The sequence below is a fragment of the Gibbsiella greigii genome (genome assembly GCF_039540155.1).
GTDB classification, from domain to species: domain Bacteria; phylum Pseudomonadota; class Gammaproteobacteria; order Enterobacterales; family Enterobacteriaceae; genus Gibbsiella; species Gibbsiella quercinecans.
Map to the genome: position 1 here is coordinate 16,122 of NZ_BAABEM010000003.1, position 25,949 is coordinate 42,070.

The 25,949-nt window shown below is 58.2% G+C and carries 27 protein-coding genes; 6 read left to right on the forward strand and 21 right to left on the reverse strand.

Annotated features, from left to right (window positions below; genetic code table 11):
• Positions 1 to 40: 40 nt before the first annotated feature.
• Positions 41 to 760, forward strand: a complete 720-nt coding sequence (locus AC559G_RS00115) for an NUDIX hydrolase (RefSeq protein WP_438598286.1) — start codon at positions 41 to 43, stop codon at positions 758 to 760.
• A gap of 3 nt (positions 761 to 763) precedes the next feature.
• Here AC559G_RS00115 and tauD read toward each other — a convergent pair whose 3' ends face one another.
• The 6 genes from tauD to AC559G_RS00145 form a co-directional block, all read right to left on the reverse strand.
• Positions 764 to 1,612 carry a taurine dioxygenase gene (gene tauD, locus AC559G_RS00120; RefSeq protein ID WP_498910345.1) on the reverse strand — a complete coding sequence of 283 codons (849 nt, stop codon included), beginning with the start codon at positions 1,610 to 1,612 and terminating at the stop codon, positions 764 to 766.
• Complete coding sequence (gene tauC, locus AC559G_RS00125) at positions 1,609 to 2,445, reverse strand: taurine ABC transporter permease TauC (RefSeq protein WP_498910347.1); 837 nt, start codon at positions 2,443 to 2,445, stop codon at positions 1,609 to 1,611. The genes tauD and tauC overlap by 4 nt, the downstream gene beginning before the upstream one ends.
• On the reverse strand, positions 2,442 to 3,209 hold the full coding sequence (tauB, locus tag AC559G_RS00130; protein WP_498910350.1) for a taurine ABC transporter ATP-binding subunit: 768 nt from the start codon (positions 3,207 to 3,209) through the stop codon (positions 2,442 to 2,444). The genes tauC and tauB overlap by 4 nt, the downstream gene beginning before the upstream one ends.
• 8 nt (positions 3,210 to 3,217) lie before the next feature.
• The gene (gene tauA, locus AC559G_RS00135; RefSeq protein ID WP_498910352.1) at positions 3,218 to 4,213 is read right to left on the reverse strand and encodes a taurine ABC transporter substrate-binding protein; all 996 of its coding nucleotides are present in this window, start codon (positions 4,211 to 4,213) and stop codon (positions 3,218 to 3,220) included.
• 149 nt (positions 4,214 to 4,362) lie between these two features.
• Positions 4,363 to 5,145 carry a PhzF family phenazine biosynthesis protein gene (locus AC559G_RS00140; protein WP_498910354.1) on the reverse strand — a complete coding sequence of 261 codons (783 nt, stop codon included), beginning with the start codon at positions 5,143 to 5,145 and terminating at the stop codon, positions 4,363 to 4,365.
• A 10-nt stretch (positions 5,146 to 5,155) separates the two neighbouring features.
• A complete protein-coding gene (locus tag AC559G_RS00145; RefSeq protein ID WP_346082951.1) occupies positions 5,156 to 5,758 on the reverse strand; it encodes a LysE family translocator in 603 nt (200 codons plus the stop codon).
• A 229-nt stretch (positions 5,759 to 5,987) separates the two neighbouring features.
• Between AC559G_RS00145 and AC559G_RS00150 the strand changes: the two genes are divergently transcribed.
• Positions 5,988 to 6,968, forward strand: a complete 981-nt coding sequence (locus tag AC559G_RS00150) for a YheT family hydrolase (protein ID WP_498910357.1) — start codon at positions 5,988 to 5,990, stop codon at positions 6,966 to 6,968.
• On the forward strand, positions 6,965 to 7,183 hold the full coding sequence (locus AC559G_RS00155; protein WP_121554863.1) for a YheU family protein: 219 nt from the start codon (positions 6,965 to 6,967) through the stop codon (positions 7,181 to 7,183). The genes AC559G_RS00150 and AC559G_RS00155 overlap by 4 nt, the downstream gene beginning before the upstream one ends.
• Here the strand turns inward: AC559G_RS00155 and AC559G_RS00160 are convergent.
• The 7 genes from AC559G_RS00160 to AC559G_RS00190 are packed head-to-tail and all read right to left on the reverse strand — an operon-like array spanning position 7,180 to position 14,375.
• Positions 7,180 to 8,565 (reverse strand): amidohydrolase family protein, encoded by a 1,386-nt coding sequence (locus tag AC559G_RS00160; RefSeq protein ID WP_498910359.1) that lies wholly within the window; start codon positions 8,563 to 8,565, stop codon positions 7,180 to 7,182. The two genes, AC559G_RS00155 and AC559G_RS00160, sit on opposite strands and share 4 nt — an antisense overlap.
• Before the next feature lie 9 nt (positions 8,566 to 8,574).
• On the reverse strand, positions 8,575 to 9,336 hold the full coding sequence (locus AC559G_RS00165) for a cysteine hydrolase family protein (RefSeq protein WP_498910361.1): 762 nt from the start codon (positions 9,334 to 9,336) through the stop codon (positions 8,575 to 8,577).
• A gap of 1 nt (position 9,337) precedes the next feature.
• Positions 9,338 to 9,760: a cupin domain-containing protein gene (locus AC559G_RS00170; RefSeq protein WP_095846774.1), complete on the reverse strand. Its 423-nt coding sequence runs from the start codon at positions 9,758 to 9,760 to the stop codon at positions 9,338 to 9,340.
• A gap of 3 nt (positions 9,761 to 9,763) precedes the next feature.
• Complete coding sequence (locus AC559G_RS00175; protein WP_416261172.1) at positions 9,764 to 10,702, reverse strand: ABC transporter permease; 939 nt, start codon at positions 10,700 to 10,702, stop codon at positions 9,764 to 9,766.
• Positions 10,699 to 11,814, reverse strand: a complete 1,116-nt coding sequence (locus AC559G_RS00180) for an ABC transporter permease (protein ID WP_498910363.1) — start codon at positions 11,812 to 11,814, stop codon at positions 10,699 to 10,701. The genes AC559G_RS00175 and AC559G_RS00180 overlap by 4 nt, the downstream gene beginning before the upstream one ends.
• A complete protein-coding gene (locus tag AC559G_RS00185; RefSeq protein WP_416262652.1) occupies positions 11,798 to 13,345 on the reverse strand; it encodes an ABC transporter ATP-binding protein in 1,548 nt (515 codons plus the stop codon). The genes AC559G_RS00180 and AC559G_RS00185 overlap by 17 nt, the downstream gene beginning before the upstream one ends.
• Positions 13,346 to 13,367: 22 nt before the next feature.
• Positions 13,368 to 14,375 carry a BMP family protein gene (locus AC559G_RS00190; RefSeq protein ID WP_498910365.1) on the reverse strand — a complete coding sequence of 336 codons (1,008 nt, stop codon included), beginning with the start codon at positions 14,373 to 14,375 and terminating at the stop codon, positions 13,368 to 13,370.
• 110 nt (positions 14,376 to 14,485) lie between these two features.
• Here AC559G_RS00190 and AC559G_RS00195 point away from each other — a divergent pair, with 110 nt between their 5' ends.
• Positions 14,486 to 15,385 carry a LysR family transcriptional regulator gene (locus AC559G_RS00195; protein WP_498910367.1) on the forward strand — a complete coding sequence of 300 codons (900 nt, stop codon included), beginning with the start codon at positions 14,486 to 14,488 and terminating at the stop codon, positions 15,383 to 15,385.
• 37 nt (positions 15,386 to 15,422) lie between these two features.
• On the opposite strand, the gene AC559G_RS00200 is transcribed toward AC559G_RS00195, so the two are convergent.
• Positions 15,423 to 16,214, reverse strand: coding sequence for a creatininase family protein (locus AC559G_RS00200; RefSeq protein WP_498910369.1), 792 nt, complete (start codon positions 16,212 to 16,214; stop codon positions 15,423 to 15,425).
• A 211-nt stretch (positions 16,215 to 16,425) separates the two neighbouring features.
• On the opposite strand from AC559G_RS00200, the gene AC559G_RS00205 reads away from it, so the two are divergent.
• A complete protein-coding gene (locus tag AC559G_RS00205; protein ID WP_498910371.1) occupies positions 16,426 to 17,295 on the forward strand; it encodes a phosphoribulokinase in 870 nt (289 codons plus the stop codon).
• 11 nt (positions 17,296 to 17,306) lie between these two features.
• Here the strand turns inward: AC559G_RS00205 and AC559G_RS00210 are convergent, their stop codons facing one another.
• Positions 17,307 to 17,714, reverse strand: coding sequence for an OsmC family protein (locus AC559G_RS00210; RefSeq protein ID WP_498910373.1), 408 nt, complete (start codon positions 17,712 to 17,714; stop codon positions 17,307 to 17,309).
• A 480-nt stretch (positions 17,715 to 18,194) separates the two neighbouring features.
• Between AC559G_RS00210 and crp the strand changes: the two genes are divergently transcribed.
• Complete coding sequence (crp, locus tag AC559G_RS00215) at positions 18,195 to 18,827, forward strand: cAMP-activated global transcriptional regulator CRP (protein ID WP_004090925.1); 633 nt, start codon at positions 18,195 to 18,197, stop codon at positions 18,825 to 18,827.
• A gap of 81 nt (positions 18,828 to 18,908) precedes the next feature.
• On the opposite strand, the gene argD is transcribed toward crp, so the two are convergent.
• The 6 genes from argD to ppiA all read right to left on the reverse strand — a co-directional run bounded on the left by argD (position 18,909) and on the right by ppiA (position 25,742).
• Positions 18,909 to 20,126: a bifunctional acetylornithine/succinyldiaminopimelate transaminase gene (argD, locus tag AC559G_RS00220; protein ID WP_416261177.1), complete on the reverse strand. Its 1,218-nt coding sequence runs from the start codon at positions 20,124 to 20,126 to the stop codon at positions 18,909 to 18,911.
• A gap of 133 nt (positions 20,127 to 20,259) precedes the next feature.
• A complete protein-coding gene (locus AC559G_RS00225; protein WP_498910376.1) occupies positions 20,260 to 20,835 on the reverse strand; it encodes an aminodeoxychorismate synthase component II in 576 nt (191 codons plus the stop codon).
• Between the two features lie 57 nt (positions 20,836 to 20,892).
• Entirely contained in the window at positions 20,893 to 22,422 is a 1,530-nt protein-coding gene (locus AC559G_RS00230; protein WP_498910378.1) for a P-loop NTPase family protein, read from the reverse strand.
• A gap of 111 nt (positions 22,423 to 22,533) precedes the next feature.
• Positions 22,534 to 23,262: a two-component system response regulator BtsR gene (gene btsR / locus AC559G_RS00235; RefSeq protein WP_279026181.1), complete on the reverse strand. Its 729-nt coding sequence runs from the start codon at positions 23,260 to 23,262 to the stop codon at positions 22,534 to 22,536.
• Positions 23,259 to 24,956 (reverse strand): LytS/YhcK type 5TM receptor domain-containing protein, encoded by a 1,698-nt coding sequence (locus AC559G_RS00240; RefSeq protein ID WP_498910381.1) that lies wholly within the window; start codon positions 24,954 to 24,956, stop codon positions 23,259 to 23,261. The genes btsR and AC559G_RS00240 overlap by 4 nt, the downstream gene beginning before the upstream one ends.
• A gap of 216 nt (positions 24,957 to 25,172) precedes the next feature.
• Positions 25,173 to 25,742, reverse strand: coding sequence for a peptidylprolyl isomerase A (gene ppiA / locus AC559G_RS00245; protein WP_498910383.1), 570 nt, complete (start codon positions 25,740 to 25,742; stop codon positions 25,173 to 25,175).
• Between the last annotated feature and the right edge of the window lie 207 nt (positions 25,743 to 25,949).

Here is a 25,949-nt window from a genome sequence, read left to right on the forward strand (position 1 = left end):
ATTGTTATCTTGTCTCAAAGACTCTTTTTGCGAATTCCTCATGCCAACAGAAGCCGAATACCTGGAAAACTACGATCCTCGCCGTTTCCCTTCCCCCATCGTCACGGTAGACAGCGTGTTGTTTACCGTACACGGTGGGCAGTTGTGCGTTCTGCTGGCCAAGCGGGCCAACCACCCTTTTTTGGGCCGTTGGGGGTTGCCGGGCGGGTTTATCGATCTGCAGCGTGATGATTCCACGCAGGCAACGGCGAAGCGTAAGCTGATGGAAAAAACCGGCGTGGAACCGCCTTATCTGGCGCAGTTAGAGAGTTTTTCCGGCCCGGACCGAGATCCGCGGGGCTGGAGCCTGACGACGGTCTATTTTGCTCTGATCGCCCATGCCGACTGCCAGCCGCACATCGCCGCCGTGGAGGATGTGGCCTGGCGGCCGCTTGGCGCACTGCAGGCCGAGCAACTGGCGTTCGATCATCAACGCATCATTACGGCGGCGCTGCAACGGCTGCGGCAAAAAACCACCTATTCCATGCTGCCGGTCTATTGCCTGCCGGCGGCCTTCACGCTGGCCCAGCTACAAGAAGTGATTGAGATCATTCTGGCGCACCCGGTGCAGCGCAAAAGCCTGATGCGGCGCTTTGAAGCCTCGGAGATGTTTGAAGAAACCGGTGAGATGGCGGCGACAGGCGCCCGCAAGGCGCGCCTGTACCGCAAAAAGGCTGGGGTGGATATGATTAACTTCTCCCGTAACCTGATGGTGGACTAACCCTCAGGCGCGGTAGAAAGGCTTATCCCCCAAAATGGTCGCCCGGTGCATAATACGCCGCTGCGGCAGATAGTCCGCGTTGGCGTAGTGCTGAGTAACCCGGTTATCCCAAATCGCCACGTCATTTTCCTGCCAGCGCCAGCGCACCTGGAACTCCGGTTTGCTGATGTGGGCAAACAAGAAGTTCAGCAACGCATCGCTTTCTTTTGGCGCCAAATCGACAATCCGCGTGGTAAACCCTTCATTGACGAACAACGCCTGCCGGCCGCTCACCGGATGGGTGCGCACCACCGGGTGCAACAGCGGTGGGTTCTTCTCTACCGCCAGTCGCCAGCGCTGGTGTTCTTCTGCGCTGCCACGGTGCTTATGTTCCGGGAACGACTTGGTGAAGTCATGCTCGGCCTGCTGGCCGGCCAGCAAGGTTTTGAACGGCGCCGACAGCGCCTCATAGGCCGCGATGCCGCTGGCCCACAGCGTATCGCCGCCGGTGGCCGGTAGCGTTTTGGCGGCCAGAATCGCCCCCTGCGGCGGGGTTTCAATAAAAGTGACGTCGGTGTGCCAGTTATCGTTGTCCGGCGGGTTATCGTTGTGGGTATCCAGCACGATGATCTCTTCCACCTCGCCGGCATGCGGGTACACCGGGTGGATGTGCAGATCGCCAAAACGCCCGGCCAGATCGCGCTGCTGCAACGGGGTAATCGGCTGGTTGCGGAAAAACAGCACCTGATGTTTGAGCAACGCATGGTAAAGCTGTTCAAACTGGCCGTCGCCCAACGGCCGCGCCAGCGTAATATTCTCCACCAGCGCACCGATGTATGGCCCCAGCGGGGTGATTTTCAAGCGTTCGTTCATTGTTGTACTCCATGCCACGGGGTCAATCGCCGCTGTACGGCGCGCAGCCCCAGTTCCAAACCAAATGCAATAATCGCAATCACACTGATACCCGCGATCACCACGTCAGTCGCCAGGAACTCACCGGCGGATTGCACCATAAAACCCAGGCCGCGCGTGGCGGCGATCAGCTCGGCCGCCACCAGCGTCGACCAACCGACGCCAAGCCCGATACGAATGCCGGTCAGGATTTCCGGCAGCGCGTTGGGCAACACCACAAAGCGCAGCACCTGCCAGCGGCTGGCGCCCAATGCCAGCGCAGCGCGCACCCGGACCTGCGCGACGCTGCGCACCCCGGCCACGGAGGAAAGCGCTACCGGCGCGAAAATCGCCAGATAAATCAGCAAAATCTTCGATGTTTCACCAATGCCGAACCAGATAACCATCAGCGGTAAATAGGCCAGCGGCGGCACCGGGCGGTAAATTTCAATCAAGGGATCGAGAATGCCGCGCACCGTGTCGTTCAGCCCCATCGCGATGCCCACCGGTATGCCGATAAGCACCGCCGCCAATAGGGCGACCAGAATACGCCCCAGGCTGGCGGCCAGGTGCTGCCACAGGGTGGCATCCATAAATCCCTGCGGGCTGGCGATGACCATCAACTGGTGCAATACCTGCTGCGGCGCAGGCAGGAACAGTGGGCTAATCACCCCCAGCGCGGTCACGCCCCACCATCCCGCCAACAACGCCAACAGCGTGGCGCCACCTAGCCACAGCGTGCGCGGCAGGTGAAAACGGCGCGCGGCCAGGGCCTTGGGCCGGGCCGTCGCCTTCAGGGGAAAATCCAGGCTCATAGCAACGCCTCACGCTGTTGGAAGACTTTGCCCAGCACATATTCGCGCTGGGCGATAAATTCAGGATCGGATTTGATGGCGCGGCACGCCTCACCGCTGGCATAGCGTTGGCCAAAGTTCAACGACAAGCGCTCCACAATCTGCCCCGGGCCGGGCGACAACAGCAACAACTCACTGGCGAGAAACACTGCCTCTTCAATATCATGGGTGATCAACAGCACCTGTTTGCCGGTGTCGCGCCAGATGGTCAGCAGCAGTTCCTGCATCTGTTCGCGGGTAAAAGCGTCCAGCGCGCCGAACGGCTCATCCAGTAACAGCAATCGCGGGTCGGCGGCCAGGGCGCGGGCGATCCCTACGCGCTGGCGCATACCGCCGGAAAGCTGCCAGATGAAATGCTGCTCATAACCGCTCAGGCCCACGCGCGCCAACATCTTCCGCGCCACGCGTTGCCGTGCCGGCTTGTCGATGCCCGCCAGTTGCAGGCCAAACTCGACGTTATCCACCACGTTGCGCCACGGCAGTAAACCTTCATGTTGAAACACCACGCCCCGCTCAGCACCGGGGCCGGTAACCGGGTTGCCATCTAACGTAATACTGCCGGCAGAAGGCGTGTTAAACCCGGCGATCAGGTTCAGCAACGTGGTTTTTCCGCAGCCCGAAGGCCCCAAAACCACCACCAGTTGCCCTGGGGCAATCTGGAACGACACATCGCGCAGCGCCTGGCGCCCCTGATACTCGGCCGAAAGATGATTAACCTGTAGCATTCCGCCCCCTAAGACCGCGGCGCAGCCTGCACCTGTTTCACAAAACGGTCGGTCACATAGGCGCTGTAATCGCTGTCAACCTGTGGGATCTTACCCTGTTCTTTAAGGAATTCGGCGGTATCCCGAATGGCGTTATCCACCGGTTTAGCAAGCTGCGTGATTTGATCGGCCACCGGCAAATAGCGGTTGCCTTTGACCAGCCCCGGCACCTGCGCTTCCGGCACGCCGCTCAGGCGCGCCAACGTGCTCAGGTTGGTTTTGTCCTGCAGCCATTGATCCGGCGCGGCCAAATAGGCTTTTTGCGCTGCCAGCGTGCTGGCGGCAAAAGCCGTCACCACGTCCGGGTGCTGCTCGGCAAAGTCTTTACGCACCACCCACACATCCAGCGTCGGCGCGCCCCATTGCCCCACTTGTTCAGAGTCGGTCAGCACCCGCCCCTTTTGCGCCAGTTCGTTGACGGCGGGCGCCCATACATAGGCTCCGTCAATATCGCCGCGCTGCCAGGCGGCGACAATCGCCGGGGGCTGCAGGTTGAGAATTTTCACTTGTTCAGGTTTGATGCCCCAGTGCTTTAACGAAGCCAACAGGCTGTAGTGCGTGGTGGAAATAAACGGCACCGCGATACGTTTGCCGATCAGATCTTGTGGGGTTTTTATCTCCGGCTTGACCACCAGCGCTTCGGAACTGCCAAGCTGCGAGGCGATAAGGAACACTTCAATGGGGAGTTTCTGGCTGGCGGCCACCGCCAACGGGCTGGAGCCGATATTGCCGATCTGTACGTCGCCGGAAGCCATCGCCCGCAGCACGCTGGAGCCACTGTCAAATTTGCGCCAGTCAACCGACGCGCCTGACGCCTTGGCGAAGCTGTTTTCCGCCTGGGCGACTTTGGCAGGCTCGGCCGACGTTTGATACGCAACGGTCACATCCACCGCCTGTGCACCGGCGGCCATCAGCGACGCCAACAACAGCGTTACGCCGCGTAATAAAGGGAATTTGCCTGCCATGATCTGCTCCATTGATAGCAACTGTTGAGTAATTCACAGTTTTATCTAAGCAAGACCAATGCATAAAAGAATAAAAAAATATCTTTTATTCTCTATGTGAATATAACATTCTCGTCTATCCCAGCAAACGTTATTGCCGCAGCCAACGATCAGAGGGTAATTTCACCACGCAGGAAAATATGAGCATATCCGCCAATCAGCGTGCGATCGCCGTGCAATTCGCAAAACAGCTCCCCGCCACGCACTGAAAGCTGCTGGGCATGCAGCTTGTGGCGGCCAAGCCGGGCTGCCCAGTAAGGCATCAACGTACAATGGGCGGAGCCCGTCACCGGGTCTTCGCTGCGATCCAAAGAGAAATAGCGCGAGACGAAATCAACCGTGGCGCCGGGTGCCGTGACGATCACGCCACAACCCAGTTCGTCGATCAGCGCCGGGATATTGGGCTGCAGCACGCGTACCTGCGCCTCGCTTTCCAGCACCACCAGCATTGCCCTGGCTTGCCAAACTTCGGCCGGCACCGCCCCCAGCAAAGCCGGCAGTGGTTGCGGCACGGCGATTTTTTGCGGTGGACGGGAAGGAAAATCAAGAATCAAACGCTCACCGTCTTCTGCGGCGCGCTTCACATACAGCTCACCGCTGGCCGAGCGAAAACGCATATCGCTCAGCCCAGGGTTCACTTCGCTAAAAAGCACGCGTGCCGTAGCCAACGTCGCGTGCCCACAGAGATCCACTTCCCGCGTCGGCGTGAACCAACGGATGGCATACATATCGCCGTCATCCCAAACAAAGCTGGTTTCCGGCAGGTTCAGTTCATTGGCGATAGCCTGCATCTGCGCGCCCGCCAGCGGTTGCTTCAGCAGGCAAACCCCCGCTGGGTTGCCGCGCAGCCCGTCGCCGATAAAAGCATCAACGTGGAAATAGTTCTCTGTCATCGCTCCCCCTTTAATGCCAAATCAGCAGGACGCAGGCCGCCGTCAATACACCCATTGAGACGTTAAAGATCACCCAGGCTTTTTTACTGCGCAGCAGGCGACCAATCACGGTGCCAAAGCCCAGCCAAATGACACCGGCAACCATATTCACCGCAAAAATACCGCAGGCTATCGCCACGATAGAGTGATTATAGCGCGCGCCCTCCAGGCTGAAGCTCGCCACGGCGCCCAACGCCATCAGCCAGGCTTTGGGGTTGAGGAACTGCAGCAACCAGCCCTGGTACAGGCGAATCGGTTTGGGCGGCGCGACGTCGGTTTCCAGCTTTTCATACGCCGCCGTCGCCACTTTCCACGCCAACCACAGCAAATACAGGCTGCCGAGGATCTTCAGGATCAGGTGCAGGGACGGATAAACCAGGATCAGGCTGCCAACGCCGAAGGCCACCAGCAGCAAAATGCTCTGCATGCCGAGCATAATGCCGATCATCAGCCATAGCGAACGCATAAAGCCGAAGTTGGCGCCGGAGGTGGTCAGTAGCATATTGTTGGGGCCAGGTGTGATAGCGGCCACCCACAGGAAGCCTAACATTGAAAGAAATAAACTTAATTCCATGAATCGGGTGCTCCTCACCCTAAGACTTTTTTGCCGCATTTATTATTAGCTCAAGCCATTGAAGTTATCAGTGCGCGATTAATCACACAATATGTCCTTTATCAATCACGCTAACGCGGTAGGGTTTTCCTACCATAGCGGTTTACCGGCCCCGAGGGCATGCTCCGGTTGCCGCCCGCGCGCCGCTTGCATATAGTGGCTCCGATTCCCCAAAAGATATTGATTCGTTATGCATGAAACATTTCACCCGTTGCCCGGCGCCAAAAACCCGCACCTACAAACCCTGCTGCCAAGACTAGTGCGCCGCCGGGTATTACTGGAACCGTACTGGCAGCGGCTGGAATTACCCGACGGCGATTTTCTCGATCTGGCCTGGAGCGAAGACCCACGCCAGGCGCGCGCTAAACCCCGCGTAGTGCTGTTTCATGGCCTGGAAGGCAGTTTCTTTAGCCCGTATGGTCACGGCCTGCTGAACGCCTGGCGTGAACAAGGCTGGCTTGGGGTGGTGATGCATTTCCGCGGCTGCAGCGGCGTGCCCAACCGCGGAGCGCGTATTTACCATTCCGGCGAAACGGAAGATGCCCGCTTCTTCCTGCGCTGGCTGCGCACCACCTATGGCGATGTGCCAACCGCCGCGGTCGGCATTTCACTCGGCGGCAATATGCTGGCCTGCTATCTGGCACAGCAGGACCAGAACAGCCTGTTGCAAGCCGCGGCGATCGTCTCTGCGCCCTTGATGCTGGAGCCCTGCTCCCTGCGCATGGAGCAAGGGTTTTCCCGCGTTTATCAGCGCTATCTGTTGGGGCAACTGAAGCAGAATGCCATGCGTAAACTGCTGCGCTACCCCAATACTCTGCCGCTGGATTTGCCGCAGTTGCAAAGCCTGCGGCGTATCCGCGACTTCGACAATGCCATCACCGCACGCATCCATGGCTTCAGCGACGCCAACGATTATTATCGCCGTTGCAGCGCCCTGCCGCTGCTGCCGCAGATCCGTACGCCGCTGTTGATCATTCACGCCAAGGACGATCCGTTCATGACCGATGCGGTGATCCCGGATCTCAGCTGCCTGCCGGCCAACGTCGAGTATCAGCTAACGGCGTTTGGCGGCCACGTAGGCTTTGTCGGCGGCACGCTGAAAAAACCGCAAATGTGGCTGGAATCGCGCATTCCCGCCTGGCTTACCCCTTATCTGGAACCCAAACAGTGATTATCCCCTGGCAAGAATTAGCAACGGAAACCCTGAACAACCTGATTGAATCCTTTGTGCTGCGTGAAGGCACCGACTACGGCGAACAGGAACGCACGCTGGAGCAAAAAGTAGAAGACGTGCGCCGCCAACTGAAAAGCGGCGAAGTGGTGCTGGTGTGGTCCGAGCTGCATGAGACAATCAACATTATGCCGCGCACCTCGTTCCACGGCTAACCGGCAAATGAGCGCCATGGCCGCGGGCGGTCATTACCGGTACGCGCCGCCAGCGCCTGAGCGGCGCGTTGCGAACGCGCCAACACCTCACGCTGGTTAACGGTGGTGATTACGCCGTTACGCATTACCGGTCGGCCATCAATGAAAACGTCTGTCACCTCATGCCCCAGGGCGGAGTAAACCAGCGAAGAAACCGGGTGATGGATTGGCGTCATCGCTGGGTGATCGGTCCCCACCACCACCACATCGGCACATTTCCCAACCTCTAACGATCCCACCGTGTGTTCCAGGCCAATCGCCCGGGCTCCGTCAATGGTGGCCATTTCCAGCACTTTTTCCGCCGTGATGATAGTAGGATCGCGATGCACGCCTTTTTGCAACAGCGCCGCGGTTTTCATTGCCTGGAACAGGCTATGGTTGTTGCTGCTGGCCGGGCCATCAGAGCCCAGGCCCACGGTGATCCCCGCCGCCAGCATCGCCGGGATCGGCGGCACGCCCGAAGCAAGATAAAGGTTGCTGCACGGATTGTGGGAAACACGCACATCGTGACGCTGCAGGATATGAATGTCACCAGCATGGCATTGCACACAATGCACGGCCAACACATCCGGGCCAAGAAAACCGATATCGCCCAAAAACTCGGTATCGGTACACTGAAAACGCGATTGCGACTGCTGGATCTCGAAATCGGTTTCCGCCACGTGGGTGGTGATGAGCACGCCGGTTTCATCCGCCAACTGGCGCGTACCACGCAGCGCTTTTTCATCCAACGCCCAGATCATGCTGGGCGCCAGTCCTACTTTTACCCGCCCCTCCGGTTGGTGGTAACGCGCAATCAGCGCACGGGCATCTGCCAGCGCCTTCTCCGGTGTTTCGATCAGTGCCTGTGGAATGCCATGCTCTGCACCCGCGGTGAGAAACCCACGGCACACATGGCCGCGTATGCCGCTACACTGGAATGCTTCAATCACACGGGCCGTTAACCCCGGGCGCGGGTGAGCATACATAAAATCCACTAGCGAGGTGACCCCAGAGCGAATTGACTCAACGCAGCCATGCATAGCCGCGGCAAATACATCCTCTTCCGTTAAGGCCACTGCGCTGGGGCCCGTCATGCAGGTGAACCACTCCTTCAATACCCGATCGTCCCCCAGCCCTTTTAACAGCGTCTGGAACAGATGGGTATGGGTGTTCACCATGCCGGGCATGATAATATTGCCACAGCAATCAATCACTTCCGCCTGCGGATAGGCCGCGCTCAACGTCTGCCGTGTGCCAATCGCCTGAATCCGATTGCCGTCAATGACCAGGCTGGCCCGTTCCAGAATTTCGCGCCGGGCGTTCATGGTGATCACCCAACCATCGGTAAGCAGATACGCCACATTCTCTCCTTACAGCCGTTGCCGCAACTCCGCGGAGTTCACCACAAAGCCGAAACATTGTTGTACGTTATACAACGTGGCATCCAGGCAGTAAGCCGGGGACGTCGTGGCGCTGCAGTCTTCCAGCAACAGGCAATCGTAGCCACGGAAATTTGCCTCCTGCAGAGTACAGAGCACGCATTGATCCACGTTTACGCCGGCAAACAGCAGCGTCGTCACGCCGAGATTACGCAATACGCTATCCAACACCGTATCCTGGAACCCCGACATGCGGTATTTATCGATGCGAATATCGCGTTCATCCGGCGCCAATTCATCCACAACGGCCGCGGCCCAACTGCCGGCCTGTAATACCGGCGCGCCGGAAACCGGTAGCGCATCGCCAAGCCCTACCCCATCACCCTGTGGGTTATACACATGCAGCAGCGCCGGGCTAAGATTTAGCCGGTCTGGACGATTGCCCCAGTTTAGCCAAATCACCGGCACGCCAACGGCCCGCAGCGCCGGCAATAGCCTTTGCAACGGCGCAATCGGCGCACGCGCCGGGCTGACATCCACCCCAATATGGCCAAGCCAGCCATCCCGGTGGCAAAAGTCATTCTGCATATCGATAATAATCAGCGCGCTACGCTGGCGATCAAACGTCACTTCACGGCCACGGCTACCGATCGTCAACGGGTGCGGCATTACCGGCGTTCGCACCATATCCACCTGCGTAGCCGTAACGTGCCATTGATTATGCCGGGCGCTTCCCAGCGGATTCCCGCCCATATCACCCTCCAATCAATACCCGTAAGTCTTCTTCATCAAGCTGCATTGGCTCGCCGCTGCGAATCAGTTCAGCAAAACCCTCGTTCGGCGTCATCACGGTTAAGGTATACAGTTTGCCGCTGCCGGTGTTACGGATCAGGTGTTCATTGCCCGGGTGCAGTAACAGCGCATCCCCCTGGCGAATCGCCACCTCATCACCGTTGCAGCTCGCCACGCCTTCGCCATGCAAAACATAGAAAAACTCGTGCGCATGCGGGTGTTCATTGGGCGGCGTCGCACCGCCAACCGTGAAAATTTCCACCACAAAAATGTTATCAATACCGTCCTGCTGCCGATCGAACAGGACGGCGAAATAGTTGGTGTCGTTCGGGCTGATACGGAATACCTGCGCATCGGCCGCGTTGGTCAGACGGAAGCTATTCATCCATTACTCCTTGCGATAAGGTTGAGTCAATGCGCCCGGTTGCACCGTGCGCCCCACCACGCCGGACATCGCCAGAATGGTGAGCAGATAGGGCAACGCCAGCAGTAGCTGCGGTGGTAGCGTGCTTTCAAACAGCTGTAGGGAAAGCTGGAGCGCATCGGCGGCACCAAAGACAAAGGCGGCAATCAGCGCTTTTACCGGGCTCCAGCGGCCAAAAATGACGATTGCGAGTGCGATGAACCCTTGGCCGCTGACAATATTGTCGCGGAACAGGCCAATCTGCGCGGTCACCAGGTAACTCCCCGCCAGCCCGGCACCCACACATGAGAGCAACACGCCCCAGGTGCGGATCCGCAACACATTGAGCCCCGCCGCATGTGCAGCACGGGGGTTCTCCCCCACGGCGCGCAGCGATAAACCAAAACGGGTATGAAACAGGCCATAATGGGCGACAGCCACCAGCAACAGCGTGATATACAGCGGCAAAGGCTGGGAAAACAGCACCGGCCCAATTGCTGGAATGGCGGATAACAGTGGAATTTGCAGCGGCTCAAGCATGCTGATGGTGGGTGAAGAGGCGTTGCCCATCACCAGCGAATAGGTCCAGGTCGCGATGCCGGCGGCCAGAATATTAAAAACGATGCCAACGACGATTTGGCTGGCGTGCGCACGCAGATAGAGCATGGCCAGCAACACCCCAACCACCAGGCCGGCTGCACCACCGGCGATAAACCCCAGGGCCGTTGAACCGCTGAAGACGGCGACCATATAACTTCCCAGGGCACCCATTAAGATCGTGCCTTCAATGCCGATATTCAGCACCCCGGCGCGCTCGGCATAAATTTCCCCCAGCGCGGCCAACAGCACCGGGCCAGCCAGCCTGACCGCCGCCGCCAGCCAGGTAATTAAAAACGCGGCATCAATATGCGCCAGCTCACTCATGGCCTATCCCCCGATAACTGCGGTGCTGACCGGCGTTGGCCCGGCCACCGCAAGCGGTAATAACGCAACACATCGCCGGCCAGGATCAGCAGCACCACCAGGCTTTGCAGGATCAGCACCACCGAAGTCGGCAGCCCGCTTTGGCGCTGCATGGCGCTGCCGCCAACTTCAAGGCCGCCGTAAAGGATCGCGGTGGGGATGACCAGCACAGGGTTGAGCCGGGCCAATAACGCCACGACCACGCCAATAAAGCCAACGCCGCCGGAAAGCCCTTCCATCAGGCGGTGCTGTACGCCCAATACCGCACAAAGCCCCGCTAGCGCGGCCAGGCCGCCCCCCAAAAACACCGCGCTCATCTGCCGCTGGCCAACCTGAATGCCGCCGTAGCGCGCCGCTTTGGGGTTCAATCCGCTGACAATAATTTCATAACCGGCGGGCGTCGCGCGTATCAACCACCACACAAACAGGGTGGCGACTAATGCAATGGCGATGCCCCAATGCGCTCGCATACCTGGCATCAGATAGGGTAGCCAACTATCCACCGGCAAGCGCGGCGTTTGCGGCAGATCGCCCGGCGCACGCATCGGCCCGGAAACCAGATACTGCACCAGGAAAATCGCCACATAATTGGCCATCAAAGAAATCAGCACATCGTTGCCGCCAAAGCGCACCCGCAGCGCGCCAACCCACCCGGCCCATAACGCGCCAGCAAGAAAAGCCGAGATCAGTACCAATGGCCAATAGGCCCAAACGGGCAATGCCCAGGGGAACCCCTGCGGCGTGCCTGCCAACGCCATCCAACTGGCGACCGCCGCTCCCACAAGAAAGCACCCTTCAAAGCCGATGTAACCAAGCCCGGCGCGCCAAATAACAATGGTGGCCAGCGAGATCAGGATCAGCGGCGTACTTTGCACCAGCGTCAGGCCAAAGCCGCGTAGCGTGCCGAAGGCTTCACTGAACAAAAAGCCATAGGCGGTTATCGGATTGCCGCCGAAGGGAATAAACAGCAAACCGGCCAGGAAAAATGCCGCCAGAATGGCGCCCAGGCTGGTTGAGGTAATCGCCAGGGCGGAATCGGCTGGGGCAAGGCGTTTTTCAAGCAGCGTTTTCATCTACGGCCTCCTCGCTGAACTTGCCACCGGCCATCAGCTCACCCAATTTTTCCGCCGTGGCTTCGCGGGCATCCAGTACGCCGGCGATCTGGCCGCCATACATCACCGCAATGCGATCGGAAAGGTTCAGGATCTCTTCCAACTCCGCCGAAATCATCAGAATGGCACAGCCGCTGTCGCGCGCTGCCAATAACCCCTGCCAAACGGCCTGTACAGCGCCAACGTCCAGGCCGCGAGTGGGTTGCTCCACCACTAACAAACGTGGGGTACGCGCCACTTCACGCCCCAGGATCAGTTTCTGCAGATTACCGCCGGAAAGTTTTCCGGCCTCAAACTCCGCATCGGGCGTGTGTACCTGGAAATGCGCAATAATCGACTGTGCATGCTGCGCCATTTTTTTGCGGTCCAGCAACCAGCCGCGCGCCCGGGTAAAGCTGCGCTGTGCGCCCAACATGGCGTTATCAATGATCGACAACGCAGTCACGGAGCCCACACCACGCCGATCGGCAGGAATAAAGCCAATACCTTTGGCCCGTCGCTGCGCCGGCGACGCCTGGGTAATATCTTCCCCACCCAACCAAATCCGCCCCGCCTCTATGGCGCGCAGATTAAGCAAGGCGTCCGCCAATTCCGACTGACCATTACCATCCACACCGGCGATACCAAGAATTTCCCCGGCGGCGACCTTCAGCGACACCCGCCATATTTTCTGCCGCCCACTCTCATCGCGCAGCGCGATGTTATCAACATGCAAAACGTTCGCCCCGGTTTTACAGGGCGCCTTATCCACCCGTAACACTACATCGCGCCCGACCATGCGCCGCGCCAGATCGGTTTCCGAAGTGGCGCTCACCGCAACCGTCTCTACCATTTTTCCGGCGCGCATCACCGATACCCGATCGGCTATCGCCATGATTTCGTAAAGCTTATGCGTAACAATGATCACCGAACGCCCTTCGGCGCGCAGCGATCGCAGCGTGGCGAACAGCCCGGCTTTTTCCTGCGGGGTCAGCACTGCGGTCGGTTCATCCAGGATCAACACCTGGGCATCGCGGTAGAGCAGCTTGAGTATTTCAACGCGCTGCTGTACCCCAATCGGCAGGTGATGAACTTTCGCCCAGGGATCGACCGCCAAACCGTGCCGCGCAGACAGAGCCTGTAAACGTGCGGCGGCCGCAGACAGATCGAGCCGGCCCCAGGCGCTTTCTTTCAGGCCCAGCACCACATTCTCGACAACGCTCATCGGCTGAACCAGCATGAATTCCTGATGTACCATGCCGATGCCACAGGCTATCGCGTCGCTGGGATCGCGTAATTGCACCGGCTGCCCATCCACAATGATTTCACCGGCATCCGGATGGTATAAGCCATAGAGAATCTGCATCAGCGTGCTTTTACCCGCGCCGTTCTCGCCCAGCAAGGCGTGAATCTCGCCTGCCCTGACGGCCATTGACACACTGTCATTGGCCGTCACGCGCGCAAAGCGTTTGGTAATATTATTCAGCGCGACGCGCACCGCCGCCGTTGCCACCGTCAAGCTGCGCCTCCCCAAGTCAAACTTTTGGCACCAGCGTGCCTTTGTCCAACTGTTGCCATATCGTCTGGAACTGCTGCCAGGCGCTCGCACTCACTAACCGGCTATCAAACGGCTCGCTGCCGTGCACCACTGACCAGGCCTGGGCGACGCTGGGGCCCCATTCTTTTCCGCCGAGAAAGGCCTTGTTCGCCACCGATTCGCCAACCTGTTCCACCATCCAGTCCAGGTTCTGCTTGAAGCTGCAGGCGATAAAACCGGGGGCAACGTCTTTCTGATCGGCATAACAGCCGATCGCCTTCACTTTTGCCGCCGCCGCGCCCTGCAGGGCGCCCAGGCCAGTAACATCCGCCGCATGCCAGATCACGTCGGCACCGTTACCGATCATGGTCGTGGCCGCTTCTCGCCCCTTCGCCGCATTGTCGTAATCGCCGGTGACGACCCCTAGCCCTTTAATACCCGGGCGGGTTTTCTCCGCGCCCTGAATAAACGCGCGCATCATGGCCTGCTGCGTCGGGTTATCGCCGCCGCCGACAAAACCCACGGCTTTGCCCTTTTCAGAGATCAACGCAGCCAGCGCCCCTGCGCCCCAGGCCGCCTGCAGATAGGCCAGATTGACGTATTCCACGTTGTCTGGCGTGTTTTCCGCCGGCTTAAACGTGGAGGCGAAAAAGTAAGTGTCGGGATAGTCCGGTGCAATCTCGGCAAACGCAGAACCGTATTCAAAACTGTGACCGATAATCAGCGTGTAGCCATCATCGGCATAGCCGCAGATCACTTGATCCATCTGCGCCTGGGAGACGCTTTCGCTGTACGCCACGCCATAGCCGGCTTGTTTCAGCGCCTGCAGCCCCTGATAAGCCAGCATGCTCCAGCCACCGTCTGCAATCGAGCCCGGCAGCAGCAACGCCACCTTGACGTTCTTTTCCGCCGCCTGCGCTCTGGCCGACAGCAGCGGCGCCAGTGTTGGAAGCAACACCGCGCCCGCCAGCATTTTTGCGAATCCCCTGCGACTTAAATCTGCCATTTTCATGCCCCTCCGCGTAAATTTTGTTCAGTTATGACGCGATTTTCGTTACCTTAAAAGCACATATTTTCGTACTTAGCGATGCTTAAAAGGCAACGCATGGAGAAGACATGCTTCAACACCGCCTGCTGGTTTATCTGGATGAGGTTGCGCGCAGTGGTTCGATCCGCAAAGCGGCGGCACGCCTACATATTTCCGCTTCGGCGATTAATCGCCAGATACTGGCGCTGGAAGATGAGCTGGGTACGCCGTTGTTTCAGCGCTTGCCGCGCAAAATGTTGCTCACGGCGGCAGGGGAGACGCTGATTCACCATGTGCGCCAGAGTTTCAAAGAGCTGGAATGGGCGCAGATTAAAATTGAGGAATTGAAAGGGTTGCGGCGCGGGGAAGTCACCGTAGCCATGATGAGCGGGCTGGCCGCCAATTTGGTGCCGCGCACCGCGGCCGAGTTTCGCCGCGCCAATCCGCGCGTAAAACTGGTGCTGCGCCAAATGACCACCGGTGAAGACATCACCAATGCTGTCGCCTCCGGCGAAGCCGATTTGGGCGTCGGATTTGATTTCGAGCTGCCGCCAACTCTGCGCATCATCGCCAGCGTGGTCAGCAGGTTAGGTGCAGTCATCGCGCCAGGCCACCCGCTGGCGGATAAGAGCAGCCTGCGTCTGAGCGACTGCGTACCACATCCGCTGGTGATTGCGGATAAAAGTATGGTGATTCGCCCGTATCTCAATGAAGTTTTCGCCCGTGCGATGATCAAAGCGCAGCCGGTGATCGAAACCAACTCGATTGAGGTAATGCGCCAGGCCGCGATGGTGGATCAGGCGCTGACTTTCCTCACCCCGTTCGATATTGACGTCGATCTGCGCAGTGGGCGGCTGATTTATATTCCGGTACGGGAATTGGCGCAGCAGACACAAACGTTGATGCTGATTGGGCACAACCGCGGCACCAGCGCCATTGGCAGCGTACTGGCGGAAACCATGAAAGGCCTGATGCTGCAAATGGCCTAGCGCCACCGGCAACAGGCGGGCGCGACGGCCTGAATGTTCAACCGAGGTGGCTGATGTCAAAATCCCGCACTTCCTCGATCAGTTGCACCAACGCCTGGGCGGCCCGTTCGGTCTCCGTTTTACCACGCCCGGCATCCGCTGCGGCCGCATTGCCGGTGGTGCCCGCGGGGTGCAAATCTTCAGCCATCCAACCAAAACCCACGCCGCCTTCGGGCGTCAGAATGCCCCCTTTCGCGGCCAATGCAACCGATGCCGAGACAAAGTTTTCCGCATAGGCCATCTGGACCAGATCAGGGTGCAGATACAACATCACGCTGGTTTCAGACTCCCCACCGTGGATACCATGCTGTAACTCTTCAGCGGCATAGAGATCGCGGGTGTCGATGGTGTGAAACCAACTGGCCCCCACGGCAAACATATTCAGCTCAATACGCAGTTGGCGGCAAACAATCTCCATCAACTGCGGCTGGCCACCGTGCGAATTCCAGAAAATCAGTTTACGGATCCCCGCTCGCCAGGCGCTTTTCGCCACTTCAAACCACACTTTACCCAAAATCTCGTAAGGCAATGTCAGGGTGCCTGGATAGTGCAAATGCTCATCGGATTTGCCAATCGGCAACATGGGCAAAATCAACACCGGTAAATCAGCGGGCATTAGCTCCACCGCACGTTGCACTATCCCGGCATTGATCGCCGTATCCACCCGAACGGGCAAATGCGGGCCGTGCTGCTCGACGGCGCCGATCGGCAACACCGCCACTATCTTATCCATTTCCAGTTCACTGAATTCCCGCGTAGATAAATCCCACCACCAACGCGACGACGGCATATTCATGGCTTTCCTCCCGTTTTTTTACAGTCTCGCCAATTTCGTGCTGCTGTTGAAGCAGCAAAATTGCGCCTATGCGTTGCTTTTTTCGCATCCCTCCGCCGCAAAGATGACACCGGTGCGCGAAACGTGATAACAATGCTAGGCTGTGGCGACAGCCTGAAGGCGGGGCACGGCCACATCGCCAGATTTCTCACGGGGAACGGTATTTATGTCAGCTAAACATCCTGTCATTGCGGTGACCGGCTCCAGCGGCGCCGGCACCACAACCACCAGCGTGGCGTTTCGCAAAATATTCCAGCAGTTGAATATCCGCGCCGCCGAGCTGGAAGGCGACAGCTTCCACCGCTATACCCGGCCGGAGATGGACGCCGCGATCCGCAAAGCACGCGATCTTGGCCGCCACATCAGCTACTTCGGTCCGGAAGCCAACGATTTCGGCCTGCTGGAACAAAGTTTCATTGAATACGGCAAACGCGGCACCGGCCGTTCGCGCAAATACCTGCACACCTACGACGAAGCAGTGCCCTACAACCAGGTGCCAGGCACTTTCACCCCTTGGGAGCCCCTGCCGGAACCCACCGACGTGCTGTTCTATGAAGGGTTGCACGGTGGCGTTGTCGCCGACCATCATGACGTCGCCAGGCATGTCGACTTGCTGGTGGGGGTGGTGCCGATCGTCAATCTGGAGTGGATCCAGAAACTGATCCGCGATACCGGCGAGCGCGGCCATTCACGCGAAGCGGTGATGGATTCCGTGGTTCGCTCGATGGAAGACTACATCAACTACATCACGCCCCAGTTTTCACGCACCCATATCAACTTCCAGCGGGTGCCGACGGTGGACACCTCCAACCCGTTCGCCGCCAAAGCGATCCCGTCGCTGGATGAAAGCTTTGTAGTGATCCATTTCCGCGGGTTGGAACAGATCGACTACCCCTATCTGCTGGCGATGCTGCAAGGCTCATTTATTTCGCATATCAATACGCTGGTGGTGCCTGGCGGAAAAATGGGGCTGGCGATGGAATTGATTATGGCGCCGCTGGTGCTGCGCCTGCTGGAAGGGAAAAAAATCGAGTAATACGTTGGGCGTCACTCCAGCGCGCGGATTTCAAAGCTGTGGGTGACGCTGGCGGCCTTACCGAGCATCAGCGATACCGAGCAATATTTTTCCGCCGACAGATTCACCGCACGTTCAACAACGTTACCGGTAAGCCCTTTACCGGTAACAATAAAATGCAGGTTGATATGGGTAAATATGCGCGGCGCCTCCGCGCGGCGCTCTGAGGTCAGTTTTACCTCACAATCGCGCACATCGTTACGGCCCTTTTGCAGAATCGAAACCACGTCAATCGCGCTGCACCCGCCGACAGACATCAACACCATTTCCATTGGGCTCGGCGCTTTTTCCCCGGCGTTGCCGTCCAGCAGCACCTGATGGCCGGAGGCGGATTCGCCCAGGAACGTCAAACCTTCCACCCACTTGATTCTTGCCTGCATACTCGTTACTCCGCTTGGTTTATGCAGCCCAGACTACGCTTTCGCAATAAAACTGGCAACGGAACCTGACGTGAATCATGCTGAAGCGAGACAACACAAGACACTGGCCTCACTCTGTGCTAAAACCACACTAGACTGTATCCTATCATTGCGCGTGAATGCGGCGGCAATCGCGGGCTTTGCGGCAGTATGTTGTCTTTTTGCCGGCTCCACGATTAATGGCAGGGCTCAGTCTGAAAATCCCCTTTCCAATGAGCAGGCTCCAGGGAAACGTTCGAGGAAAGGTGCCTGACGTGGTATGTTAACAGAATGTAGCTTGCAGCATTTCCGGCAAGTCAATATGCTAAAGCAGTAGCGTATTTTATGGCACGCCTCAAAACCTGTTGATAGCCACCACGCGCACGTGGGCTAACACATGTTTTACAGGGAACTCTGATCCCTGTGACACAAGGCAGCGATTACAACAGAGGATAACAGCGAATGGTTCTCGGCAAACCGCAAACAGACCCGACTCTCGAATGGTTCCTGTCTCATTGCCATATCCACAAATATCCATCCAAAAGTACGCTGATTCACCAAGGTGAAAAAGCCGAAACGCTTTACTACATCGTTAAAGGCTCCGTCGCGGTGCTGATTAAAGACGAAGAAGGTAAAGAGATGATCCTCTCCTACCTCAACCAGGGGGACTTTATCGGGGAACTTGGGTTATTTGAAGAAGGCCAGGAGCGCAGCGCCTGGGTAAGGGCGAAAACCGCCTGTGAAGTGGCTGAAATTTCCTACAAGAAATTCCGCCAGTTGATTCAGGTGAACCCGGATATCCTGATGCGCCTGTCTGCGCAGATGGCAAGCCGTCTGCAGGTTACTTCAGAGAAAGTGGGCAACCTTGCTTTCCTTGACGTTACCGGGCGTATCGCACAAACCCTACTAAACCTGGCGAAACAACCGGATGCCATGACTCACCCAGACGGCATGCAAATCAAAATTACCCGTCAGGAGATCGGCCAGATTGTCGGTTGCTCACGCGAAACCGTCGGCCGTATTCTGAAAATGCTGGAAGATCAAAACCTCATCTCTGCCCACGGCAAAACCATCGTGGTTTACGGCACGCGTTAATCACACGCGGGGCGCCAGTAAATAGCAAACGCCCCGTGGCCGGTTGGCCACGGGGCGTTTATTTTGACGGCGCTAACGCGCTCAGGCGTTTATCACGTCCTGCACCGCTTGTTCAAACAGCGCCATCCCCGCGTCGATATCCTCCAGTTCCACCACCAGCGAAGGCGCAAAGCGGATCACATCCGGCCCGGCGTTAAGGATCATCAGCCCACGCGCCGCCGCCGCAGTCAAAAACTCACGCGCCTTGCCGTGATAGCCCGGCACCAGTTCCGCGCCGATCAGCAGCCCCATCCCCCGCACTTCGGAGAAAATCGCGTACTTCTCGCCAATCCGTTGTAGCGCCTGCACAAACAGGCCGTGGCGCTGTTCAATGCCGCTCAGCACCTCTGGCGTGTTGATGACGTCCAGCGCCGCTTCAGCGACCGCGCAGGCAAGCGGATTGCCGCCGTAGGTGGTGCCATGGGTGCCCACGTGCATCACCGAAGCGATCTCCTCGGTAGTCAGCATGGCGCTGACCGGGAAACCGCCGCCCAACGCTTTGGCGGTGGTCAGAATATCCGGCGTTACGCCATAGTGCATATAGGCGAACAGCTTGCCGCTGCGCCCCATGCCGCTTTGCACTTCATCAAACACCAGCAGCGCCTGATGGCGATCGCACAGCTCGCGCACCCCTTTCAGGAACGCAGCGTCCACCGGCATAATGCCGCCCTCGCCCTGGATGGGTTCCATCACCACCGCACAAGTGTGGTCGTCCATCACCGCCTTCACGGCGGCCAGATCGTTGAACGGCACATGCACAATGTCGGCAGGCTTCGGCCCGAAGCCGTCGGAGTATTTCGCCTGGCCGCCGACCGAAACGGTAAACAGTGTGCGGCCGTGGAAAGCGTTATAGAACGCGATGATTTTAGTCTTGTACGGGCTGTGGCGGGTAATTGCGTAATGCCGGGCCAGTTTAAACGCCGCTTCGTTGGCTTCTGCCCCGGAGTTGGCGAAAAATACCCGATCGGCAAATGTCGCCGCAATCAGCTTACTGGCCAGGCGCAGCGCCGGCTCGTTAGTAAACACATTGCTGGTGTGCCACAAGGTTTCCCCCTGCTCTTTCAACGCCGCAACCAGCGCCGGGTGGCAGTGGCCAAGCGCCGTCACCGCAATACCGCCAGAGAAATCAATATATTCTTTCCCTTGCTGATCCCACACGCGGCTGCCCTGCCCTTTCACCGGCACAAACTGTGCAGGTGCATAAACGGGCAAAATTACCTGATCAAATGTACTACGGCTGACTGTGGATTTTTCGGTCATTCTTGGGCCCCACCCTGTACGCAATAAGAATTTATCGTTGCCATTAAGTGAAAATATAATCACAAAATATGCATAAAAAACCAATCAAGGGCAAATCTAAATCGTCAAAAGCGGGTAAAAAAAACCTAACCGATTAACTCTTAAGGAAATTGCCCAAAAGCTGATGCCCCTGCTCGCTAAGAATGCTCTCCGGATGGAATTGTACCCCTTCCAGCGGCAGCGTGCGGTGGCGGATCCCCATAATTTCATCGCGCACACCTGCGCGCTCACTCCAGGCCGTCACCTCAAAGCAATCCGGCAACGTAGCGGCCTCCAGCACCAGTGAGTGATAACGGGTTACGGTCAGCGGATTATTCAGGCCGGCAAACACGCCGCGGCCGCCGTGGCAAATGGCGGAGGTTTTGCCATGCATCACGTTGCGGGCGCGCACGACGTTAGCGCCAAATGCCTGCCCCAAAGCCTGATGGCCCAGGCAAACGCCGAGGATCGGCAAGCGGCCAGCAAAATGGCGGATCGCCGCCAGGGAAATGCCGGCCTCATTCGGCGTGCACGGGCCGGGGGATATCACCAGTTGCCGCGGAGCCAGGCGTTCAATGTCTGCCAGTTGCAGTTCGTCGTTGCGCTTGACCAGCACCTCGGCGCCCAGCTCGCAGAAATACTGATAAAGATTATAGGTAAAGGAGTCGTAGTTATCGATCAGCAGCAACATACTCAAATCAACTTATATAAAAATAACGGTGTTTTCTTGCGCTGACGGGGCCGGCGCTTACTTTTTGCGGCCGCCCATGATTGAACCCAGCACGCCGCGCAGGATTTGGCGGCCCAGATCGCGCGCCATACTTTTCGCGGCGGTCTGCACGATGCCGTCACGCTTGCCGCCGCGCGGGCCGGTTGAACCGAACAGGATCTCGTTCAGCCCCCCCATTAATCCCCCGCCGGCCGATTCCTGCGCCGGTTTGGCCGCCGGCTGGCCGGGCTGCGGTTTACCCACGGTAGCAAAGCCTTCGGCAGAGAGCTTCTCATAGGCCGACTCACGATCCACCATATCCTCATAGCGGCCGTACAGCGGTGATTTATTGATGGCGCTGTTCAACCCCTCGGCGCCCAACATCCCCATTTTCGATTCCGGCGCGATAACCATGGCGCGCTCCACCACGTTAGGCCGGCCTTTTTCATCCAGGAAAGACACCAGCGCTTCGCCCACACCCAGCTCGGTAATCGCGGTCTCCGCATCAAATGCCGGGTTGGCGCGCAGGGTTTGTGCCGCCGCCTTCACGGCTTTTTGATCGCGCGGGGTAAAGGCACGCAGCGCGTGCTGCACGCGGTTGCCCAGTTGGCCAAGCACGCTGTCTGGAATATCCAATGGGTTTTGGGTGACGAAGTAAACGCCCACGCCTTTGGAGCGGATCAGGCGCACAACCTGTTCAATTTTGCTCAGCAGCGCTGCCGGCGCATCGTTGAATAACAGGTGCGCTTCGTCAAAGAAGAACACCAGCTTCGGCTGTTCCGGATCGCCGACTTCCGGCAGTTGTTCAAACAGCTCCGCCAGCAGCCACAGCAGGAAGATGGCATACAGTTTCGGCTGATTAATCAGCTTATCGGCCGCAAGCAGGTTGATCACGCCGTGGCCGTGGCCGTTGCTGTCGGTACGCATCAGATCGTTGATATCCAGCATCGGCTCGCCGAAGAACTGGTTAGCACCCTGATCTTCCAGCGCCAGCAGCCCACGCTGGATGGCGCCGATAGAGGCAGTGGAAATATTACCGTACTGGGTTTGGAACTGTTTGGCGTTGTCGCCGACATACTGCACCATGGCGCGCAAATCTTTCATGTCCAGCAGCAACAGGCCGTTGTCATCGGCTATGCGGAACACCAGTTGCAGTACGCCTTGCTGAATATCGTTCAAATCCAGCAACCGCCCCAACAGCAGAGGGCCAAGATCGGATACCGTGGCGCGGATCGGGTGGCCCTTTTCGCCAAAAATATCCCATGGAATGATGTTGCACGCCTGCGGCTGCCAGTCGGTTACGCCGATCGCCGCAAGCCGCGCCTGCAGCTTTTCCGAAGGCTCGCCCGCGGCGCCGATGCCGGACAGATCGCCTTTCACGTCCGCCAGGAACACCGGGACGCCAATGCGGGAAAACTGCTCGGCCATTCTTTGCAGCGTGACCGTTTTACCGGTGCCGGTGGCGCCGGTGATCAAGCCGTGGCGGTTCGCCAACGCGGGTAAAATAGCCAAGTCCTGCGCCGGCTTCCCGGCGTGCAGCGCTTTGGCGATAATCCGTGCTTCACTCATTTCATGTTCCTTAACGCAAACGGGGCGCAAATGCGCCGGTGAATGCGATAAAGCTATAAGCGCAGCGTAAGCCCGTCAAGCACGGCATACTCGGCAACGGAAATGGGGCGGCTAACCGCGCAACCCGAGCTCTTCCTTCAACGATTTCAGGTAGCGGCGGCTGACCGGTACCGGTTCCCCCACCGCCATGATCATTTCCGCCGCGCCGCTTTCCTCGAAGCGAATTTCCCGCACCTGTTCCAGATTGACCAGGTATTGCCGGTGGCAACGCACCAAAGGCGTGCGGCTTTCCAGGGTGCGCAGCGTCAGTTCGGTGAAACACTCCATGCCGTCGTCGCGCACCACGTAAACGCCGCTCAGGCGCGAGCGAATGGCGATCACTTCATCGAAACGCAGCAGATAAATCCGGCTGTGCCCGGTACAAGGGATATATTTCAGGTAGCCGGCGCTCTCTTCCAGCGCGGCGATATCCTGCGGCGCACGGCTTTGCTGCAGCCGCTGCAGCGTTTTATTCAACCGCTGCGGCTCGGCAGGCTTAAGCAGGTAATCAAACGCATGTTCCTCAAAGGCCTGCACCGCGTATTCATCGTACGCGGTAAGGAACACGATATACGGCATACGGTTAGGATCAAGCATGCCGACCATCTCCAGCCCGCTGATGCGGGGCATCTGGATATCGAGAAACACCACGTCCGGCTGCTGGCGGTGGATCACGCTGATCGCCTCAATGGCATTGGCGCATTCGCCAATCACCGTAATGCCCTCATGCTCTTCCAGCAGGTGGCGCAGGTTATCACGGGCGGAAGGTTCGTCATCAACAATCAGGACGTTCAACGTCATGCGGCCCCCATCAACGGCTCGCCGAGCGGCACATTGAGCGTAATACGGGTAAATGCTTCCGGTTCACACACCACCTGCACACCGTAGCCCTCACCGTAGCGCACGCGGATGCGCTTATCCACCAGGTTCATGCCCAACCCCTGGCTGTGCGGCTGCGGCTGGAATAACCCGGCGTTATCGGTCACCTGCAGCAACAGGTGCCCCGCTTCACAGCGCGCGCCGATGTCGATCCGGCCAACCCCCAGCATATGCGAAGTGCCGTGCTTGATCGCATTCTCGACGATCGGCTGCAGGGAGAATGCCGGCAGGCGCACCGCCATCAGCTCTGGCGGCAGCGAAACGGCGATCTCCAGCCGATCGGCAAAGCGCGCCTTTTCAATTTGCAAATAGGCGTTCACATGCTCCAGCTCATCCGCCAGGCTCACTTCATCGTCTGAGCGTTTGAGATTCTTGCGGAAAAACGTGGAAAGATACTGCACCAACTCGCAGGCGCGATCGCCGTCACGCCGAATGACCGCCACCAGCGTATTCAGCGCGTTAAACAGAAAGTGTGGGTTAACCTGCGCATGCAGCAATTTGATTTCCGACTGCGCCAGCAGCTGTTTGTGGCGCTCATATTGCCCGGCCATGATCTGCGCCGAAAGCAGGCTGGCTATCCCTTCCCCCAGCGTGCGGTTAATGGTGCTGAACAGTTTGCTTTTTGGCTCGTACAGCTTGATGGTGCCGATCACCCGCTGGTTCTCGCCGCGCAACGGGATCACCAGCGTTGAGCCGAGTTTGCAGTTGGGGTTGATCGAACAGCAGTAGGCCACTTCATTCCCATCGGCATAGACCACCTGGTTGTGATCGATCGCGTGATGAGAATGGGCCGAAGCGATCGGCGTGCCCGGCAGATGGTGATCGTCGCCGATACCAATAAACGCCAACAGCTTTTCGCGATCCGTAATCGCCACCGCGCCGATGCCCAGTTCCTGGTAGATCACCCGCGCCACCTTCATGCTGTTTTCCTGATCGAAGCCCTGGCGCAAGATGCCCTCCGTCAGTTCGGCAATCTTCAACGCTTTGGAAGAAAACGCGCTGGTGTATTTCTCAAACATCGCGCGGCGATCGAGCAGAATTTGCATAAACATCGCCGCGCCCAGCGTGTTGGCGATCATCATCGGCAACGCAATGTATTCCACCAGCCGCAAAGCCTCGCCGAATGGGCGGGCGATGGCGAGGATAATCGCCATCTGCAGCATTTCAGCCACCAGCGCCACCCCGGCAACGAAAAGCGGATTGAATAACAGATCGATACGGCGGCGGCGCATGGCGATGCAGTGCACAATGCCGCCCACCAGGCCTTCGGTGATGGTCGAAACCGCACAGGCGACGTCGGTCATCCCGCCGAGCGTATAGCGGTGCAGCCCGCCGGTCAGCCCCACCAAGAAGCCCACGGAGGGCCCGCCAAGCAAGCCGCCCAATACGGCGCCGATGGCGCGGGTATTGGCGATGGAATCCTGGATATGCAGGCCGAAATAGGTGCCCATAATGCAGAACACCGAAAAGATCACATAGCACAGCAGCTTATGCGGCAGGCGGATGGTGACCTGGGTCAGCGGAATAAACAGGGGTGTTTTACTTAACAAGTAGGCGATAACGAGATACACGCACATCTGCTGCAATAACAGCAACACCTGATTAAATTCATACATCTTTGCAGCTTATCCTGAACGAAGGCCAATGAACGCCGGGTTGCCAGCCACAATGGCCTGCCGCCATAAAAGATAATAGCAGCGCCATCAGCAACCTGATTACCCATCGCGCATTAAACCATGCCGTGCAGAAGAAAAAAGTGATGTACACAATGCTTCGGAAAGGAGGGAAAACACAGGCCGGCCCCCAGGCGGGGCGCCGGCGCGCGGTAAAACTTACGGCAGCACTTTCGCCGACAGAATGACGACCGGTTTGCTGGGCACATTCTGGTAAGGGCCGACATTACCGGTCGGCACCTGGGAGATTTTATCCACCACATCCATGCCTTTCACCACTTTCCCAAACACCGCATAGCCGAAGTCACGCTGGCCGTGATCCAAAAAGGCGTTATCCGCCACGTTCAGGAAGAACTGGCTGGTAGCGCTGTCTTTATCCGCGGTACGCGCCATGGAGATAGTGCCGCGCAGGTTGCGCAGCCCATTGTCCGCCTCGTTTTTAATCGGCGCATTGGGGCTTTTCTGTTGCATGTCTGCGGTAAAACCGCCGCCCTGGATCATAAAGCCGGGGATAACGCGGTGGAATGTAGTGTTGTTATAAAAACCGCTGTTCACGTAGTCGATGAAATTTTTGGTCGACACCGGCGCTTTCTGGCCATCAAGCGCCAGTTCGATATTCCCGGCCGAAGTGGTCAACATCACGTGGGTTTCATCGGCGGCCAGCGCAGCAGGCGCCGCTGCGACCAGGGAACACAAGGCGACAAGAGTCACTAAAGTACGTTTGAACATGCACAGATCCTTCTTCTAAGAGACAAACAACGTGAAAGCGCATTGATTCTAAAGTGCCCTTTCCGCGAGTACCAGCCATTTACCTATATTTACGCAGCCACCCACGCAACTCGGCCGGGCGACCACCGCTGGCGGCGTGTTAAGGCCGTATCCGTCGGCGACCGGCGACATTGCGATCCGATCAAGATCACAAAAACATTTACCAAT

What these genes read in the sequence shown, in the direction of transcription:
- AC559G_RS00115 (WP_438598286.1), top strand. Translation starts at nt 41, where the DNA reads ATGCCAACAGAAGCCGAATACCTGGAAAACTACGATCCTCGCCGTTTC.
- tauD (WP_498910345.1), bottom strand. Translation starts at nt 1,612, where the DNA reads ATGAACGAACGCTTGAAAATCACCCCGCTGGGGCCATACATCGGTGCG.
- tauC (WP_498910347.1), bottom strand. Translation starts at nt 2,445, where the DNA reads ATGAGCCTGGATTTTCCCCTGAAGGCGACGGCCCGGCCCAAGGCCCTG.
- tauB (WP_498910350.1), bottom strand. Translation starts at nt 3,209, where the DNA reads ATGCTACAGGTTAATCATCTTTCGGCCGAGTATCAGGGGCGCCAGGCG.
- tauA (WP_498910352.1), bottom strand. Translation starts at nt 4,213, where the DNA reads ATGGCAGGCAAATTCCCTTTATTACGCGGCGTAACGCTGTTGTTGGCG.
- AC559G_RS00140 (WP_498910354.1), bottom strand. Translation starts at nt 5,145, where the DNA reads ATGACAGAGAACTATTTCCACGTTGATGCTTTTATCGGCGACGGGCTG.
- AC559G_RS00145 (WP_346082951.1), bottom strand. Translation starts at nt 5,758, where the DNA reads ATGGAATTAAGTTTATTTCTTTCAATGTTAGGCTTCCTGTGGGTGGCC.
- AC559G_RS00150 (WP_498910357.1), top strand. Translation starts at nt 5,988, where the DNA reads ATGCATGAAACATTTCACCCGTTGCCCGGCGCCAAAAACCCGCACCTA.
- AC559G_RS00165 (WP_498910361.1), bottom strand. Translation starts at nt 9,336, where the DNA reads ATGGGCGGGAATCCGCTGGGAAGCGCCCGGCATAATCAATGGCACGTT.
- AC559G_RS00170 (WP_095846774.1), bottom strand. Translation starts at nt 9,760, where the DNA reads ATGAATAGCTTCCGTCTGACCAACGCGGCCGATGCGCAGGTATTCCGT.
- AC559G_RS00175 (WP_416261172.1), bottom strand. Translation starts at nt 10,702, where the DNA reads ATGAGTGAGCTGGCGCATATTGATGCCGCGTTTTTAATTACCTGGCTG.
- AC559G_RS00180 (WP_498910363.1), bottom strand. Translation starts at nt 11,814, where the DNA reads ATGAAAACGCTGCTTGAAAAACGCCTTGCCCCAGCCGATTCCGCCCTG.
- AC559G_RS00190 (WP_498910365.1), bottom strand. Translation starts at nt 14,375, where the DNA reads ATGGCAGATTTAAGTCGCAGGGGATTCGCAAAAATGCTGGCGGGCGCG.
- AC559G_RS00195 (WP_498910367.1), top strand. Translation starts at nt 14,486, where the DNA reads ATGCTTCAACACCGCCTGCTGGTTTATCTGGATGAGGTTGCGCGCAGT.
- AC559G_RS00200 (WP_498910369.1), bottom strand. Translation starts at nt 16,214, where the DNA reads ATGCCGTCGTCGCGTTGGTGGTGGGATTTATCTACGCGGGAATTCAGT.
- AC559G_RS00205 (WP_498910371.1), top strand. Translation starts at nt 16,426, where the DNA reads ATGTCAGCTAAACATCCTGTCATTGCGGTGACCGGCTCCAGCGGCGCC.
- AC559G_RS00210 (WP_498910373.1), bottom strand. Translation starts at nt 17,714, where the DNA reads ATGCAGGCAAGAATCAAGTGGGTGGAAGGTTTGACGTTCCTGGGCGAA.
- crp (WP_004090925.1), top strand. Translation starts at nt 18,195, where the DNA reads ATGGTTCTCGGCAAACCGCAAACAGACCCGACTCTCGAATGGTTCCTG.
- argD (WP_416261177.1), bottom strand. Translation starts at nt 20,126, where the DNA reads ATGACCGAAAAATCCACAGTCAGCCGTAGTACATTTGATCAGGTAATT.
- AC559G_RS00225 (WP_498910376.1), bottom strand. Translation starts at nt 20,835, where the DNA reads ATGTTGCTGCTGATCGATAACTACGACTCCTTTACCTATAATCTTTAT.
- AC559G_RS00230 (WP_498910378.1), bottom strand. Translation starts at nt 22,422, where the DNA reads ATGAGTGAAGCACGGATTATCGCCAAAGCGCTGCACGCCGGGAAGCCG.
- btsR (WP_279026181.1), bottom strand. Translation starts at nt 23,262, where the DNA reads ATGACGTTGAACGTCCTGATTGTTGATGACGAACCTTCCGCCCGTGAT.
- AC559G_RS00240 (WP_498910381.1), bottom strand. Translation starts at nt 24,956, where the DNA reads ATGTATGAATTTAATCAGGTGTTGCTGTTATTGCAGCAGATGTGCGTG.
- ppiA (WP_498910383.1), bottom strand. Translation starts at nt 25,742, where the DNA reads ATGTTCAAACGTACTTTAGTGACTCTTGTCGCCTTGTGTTCCCTGGTC.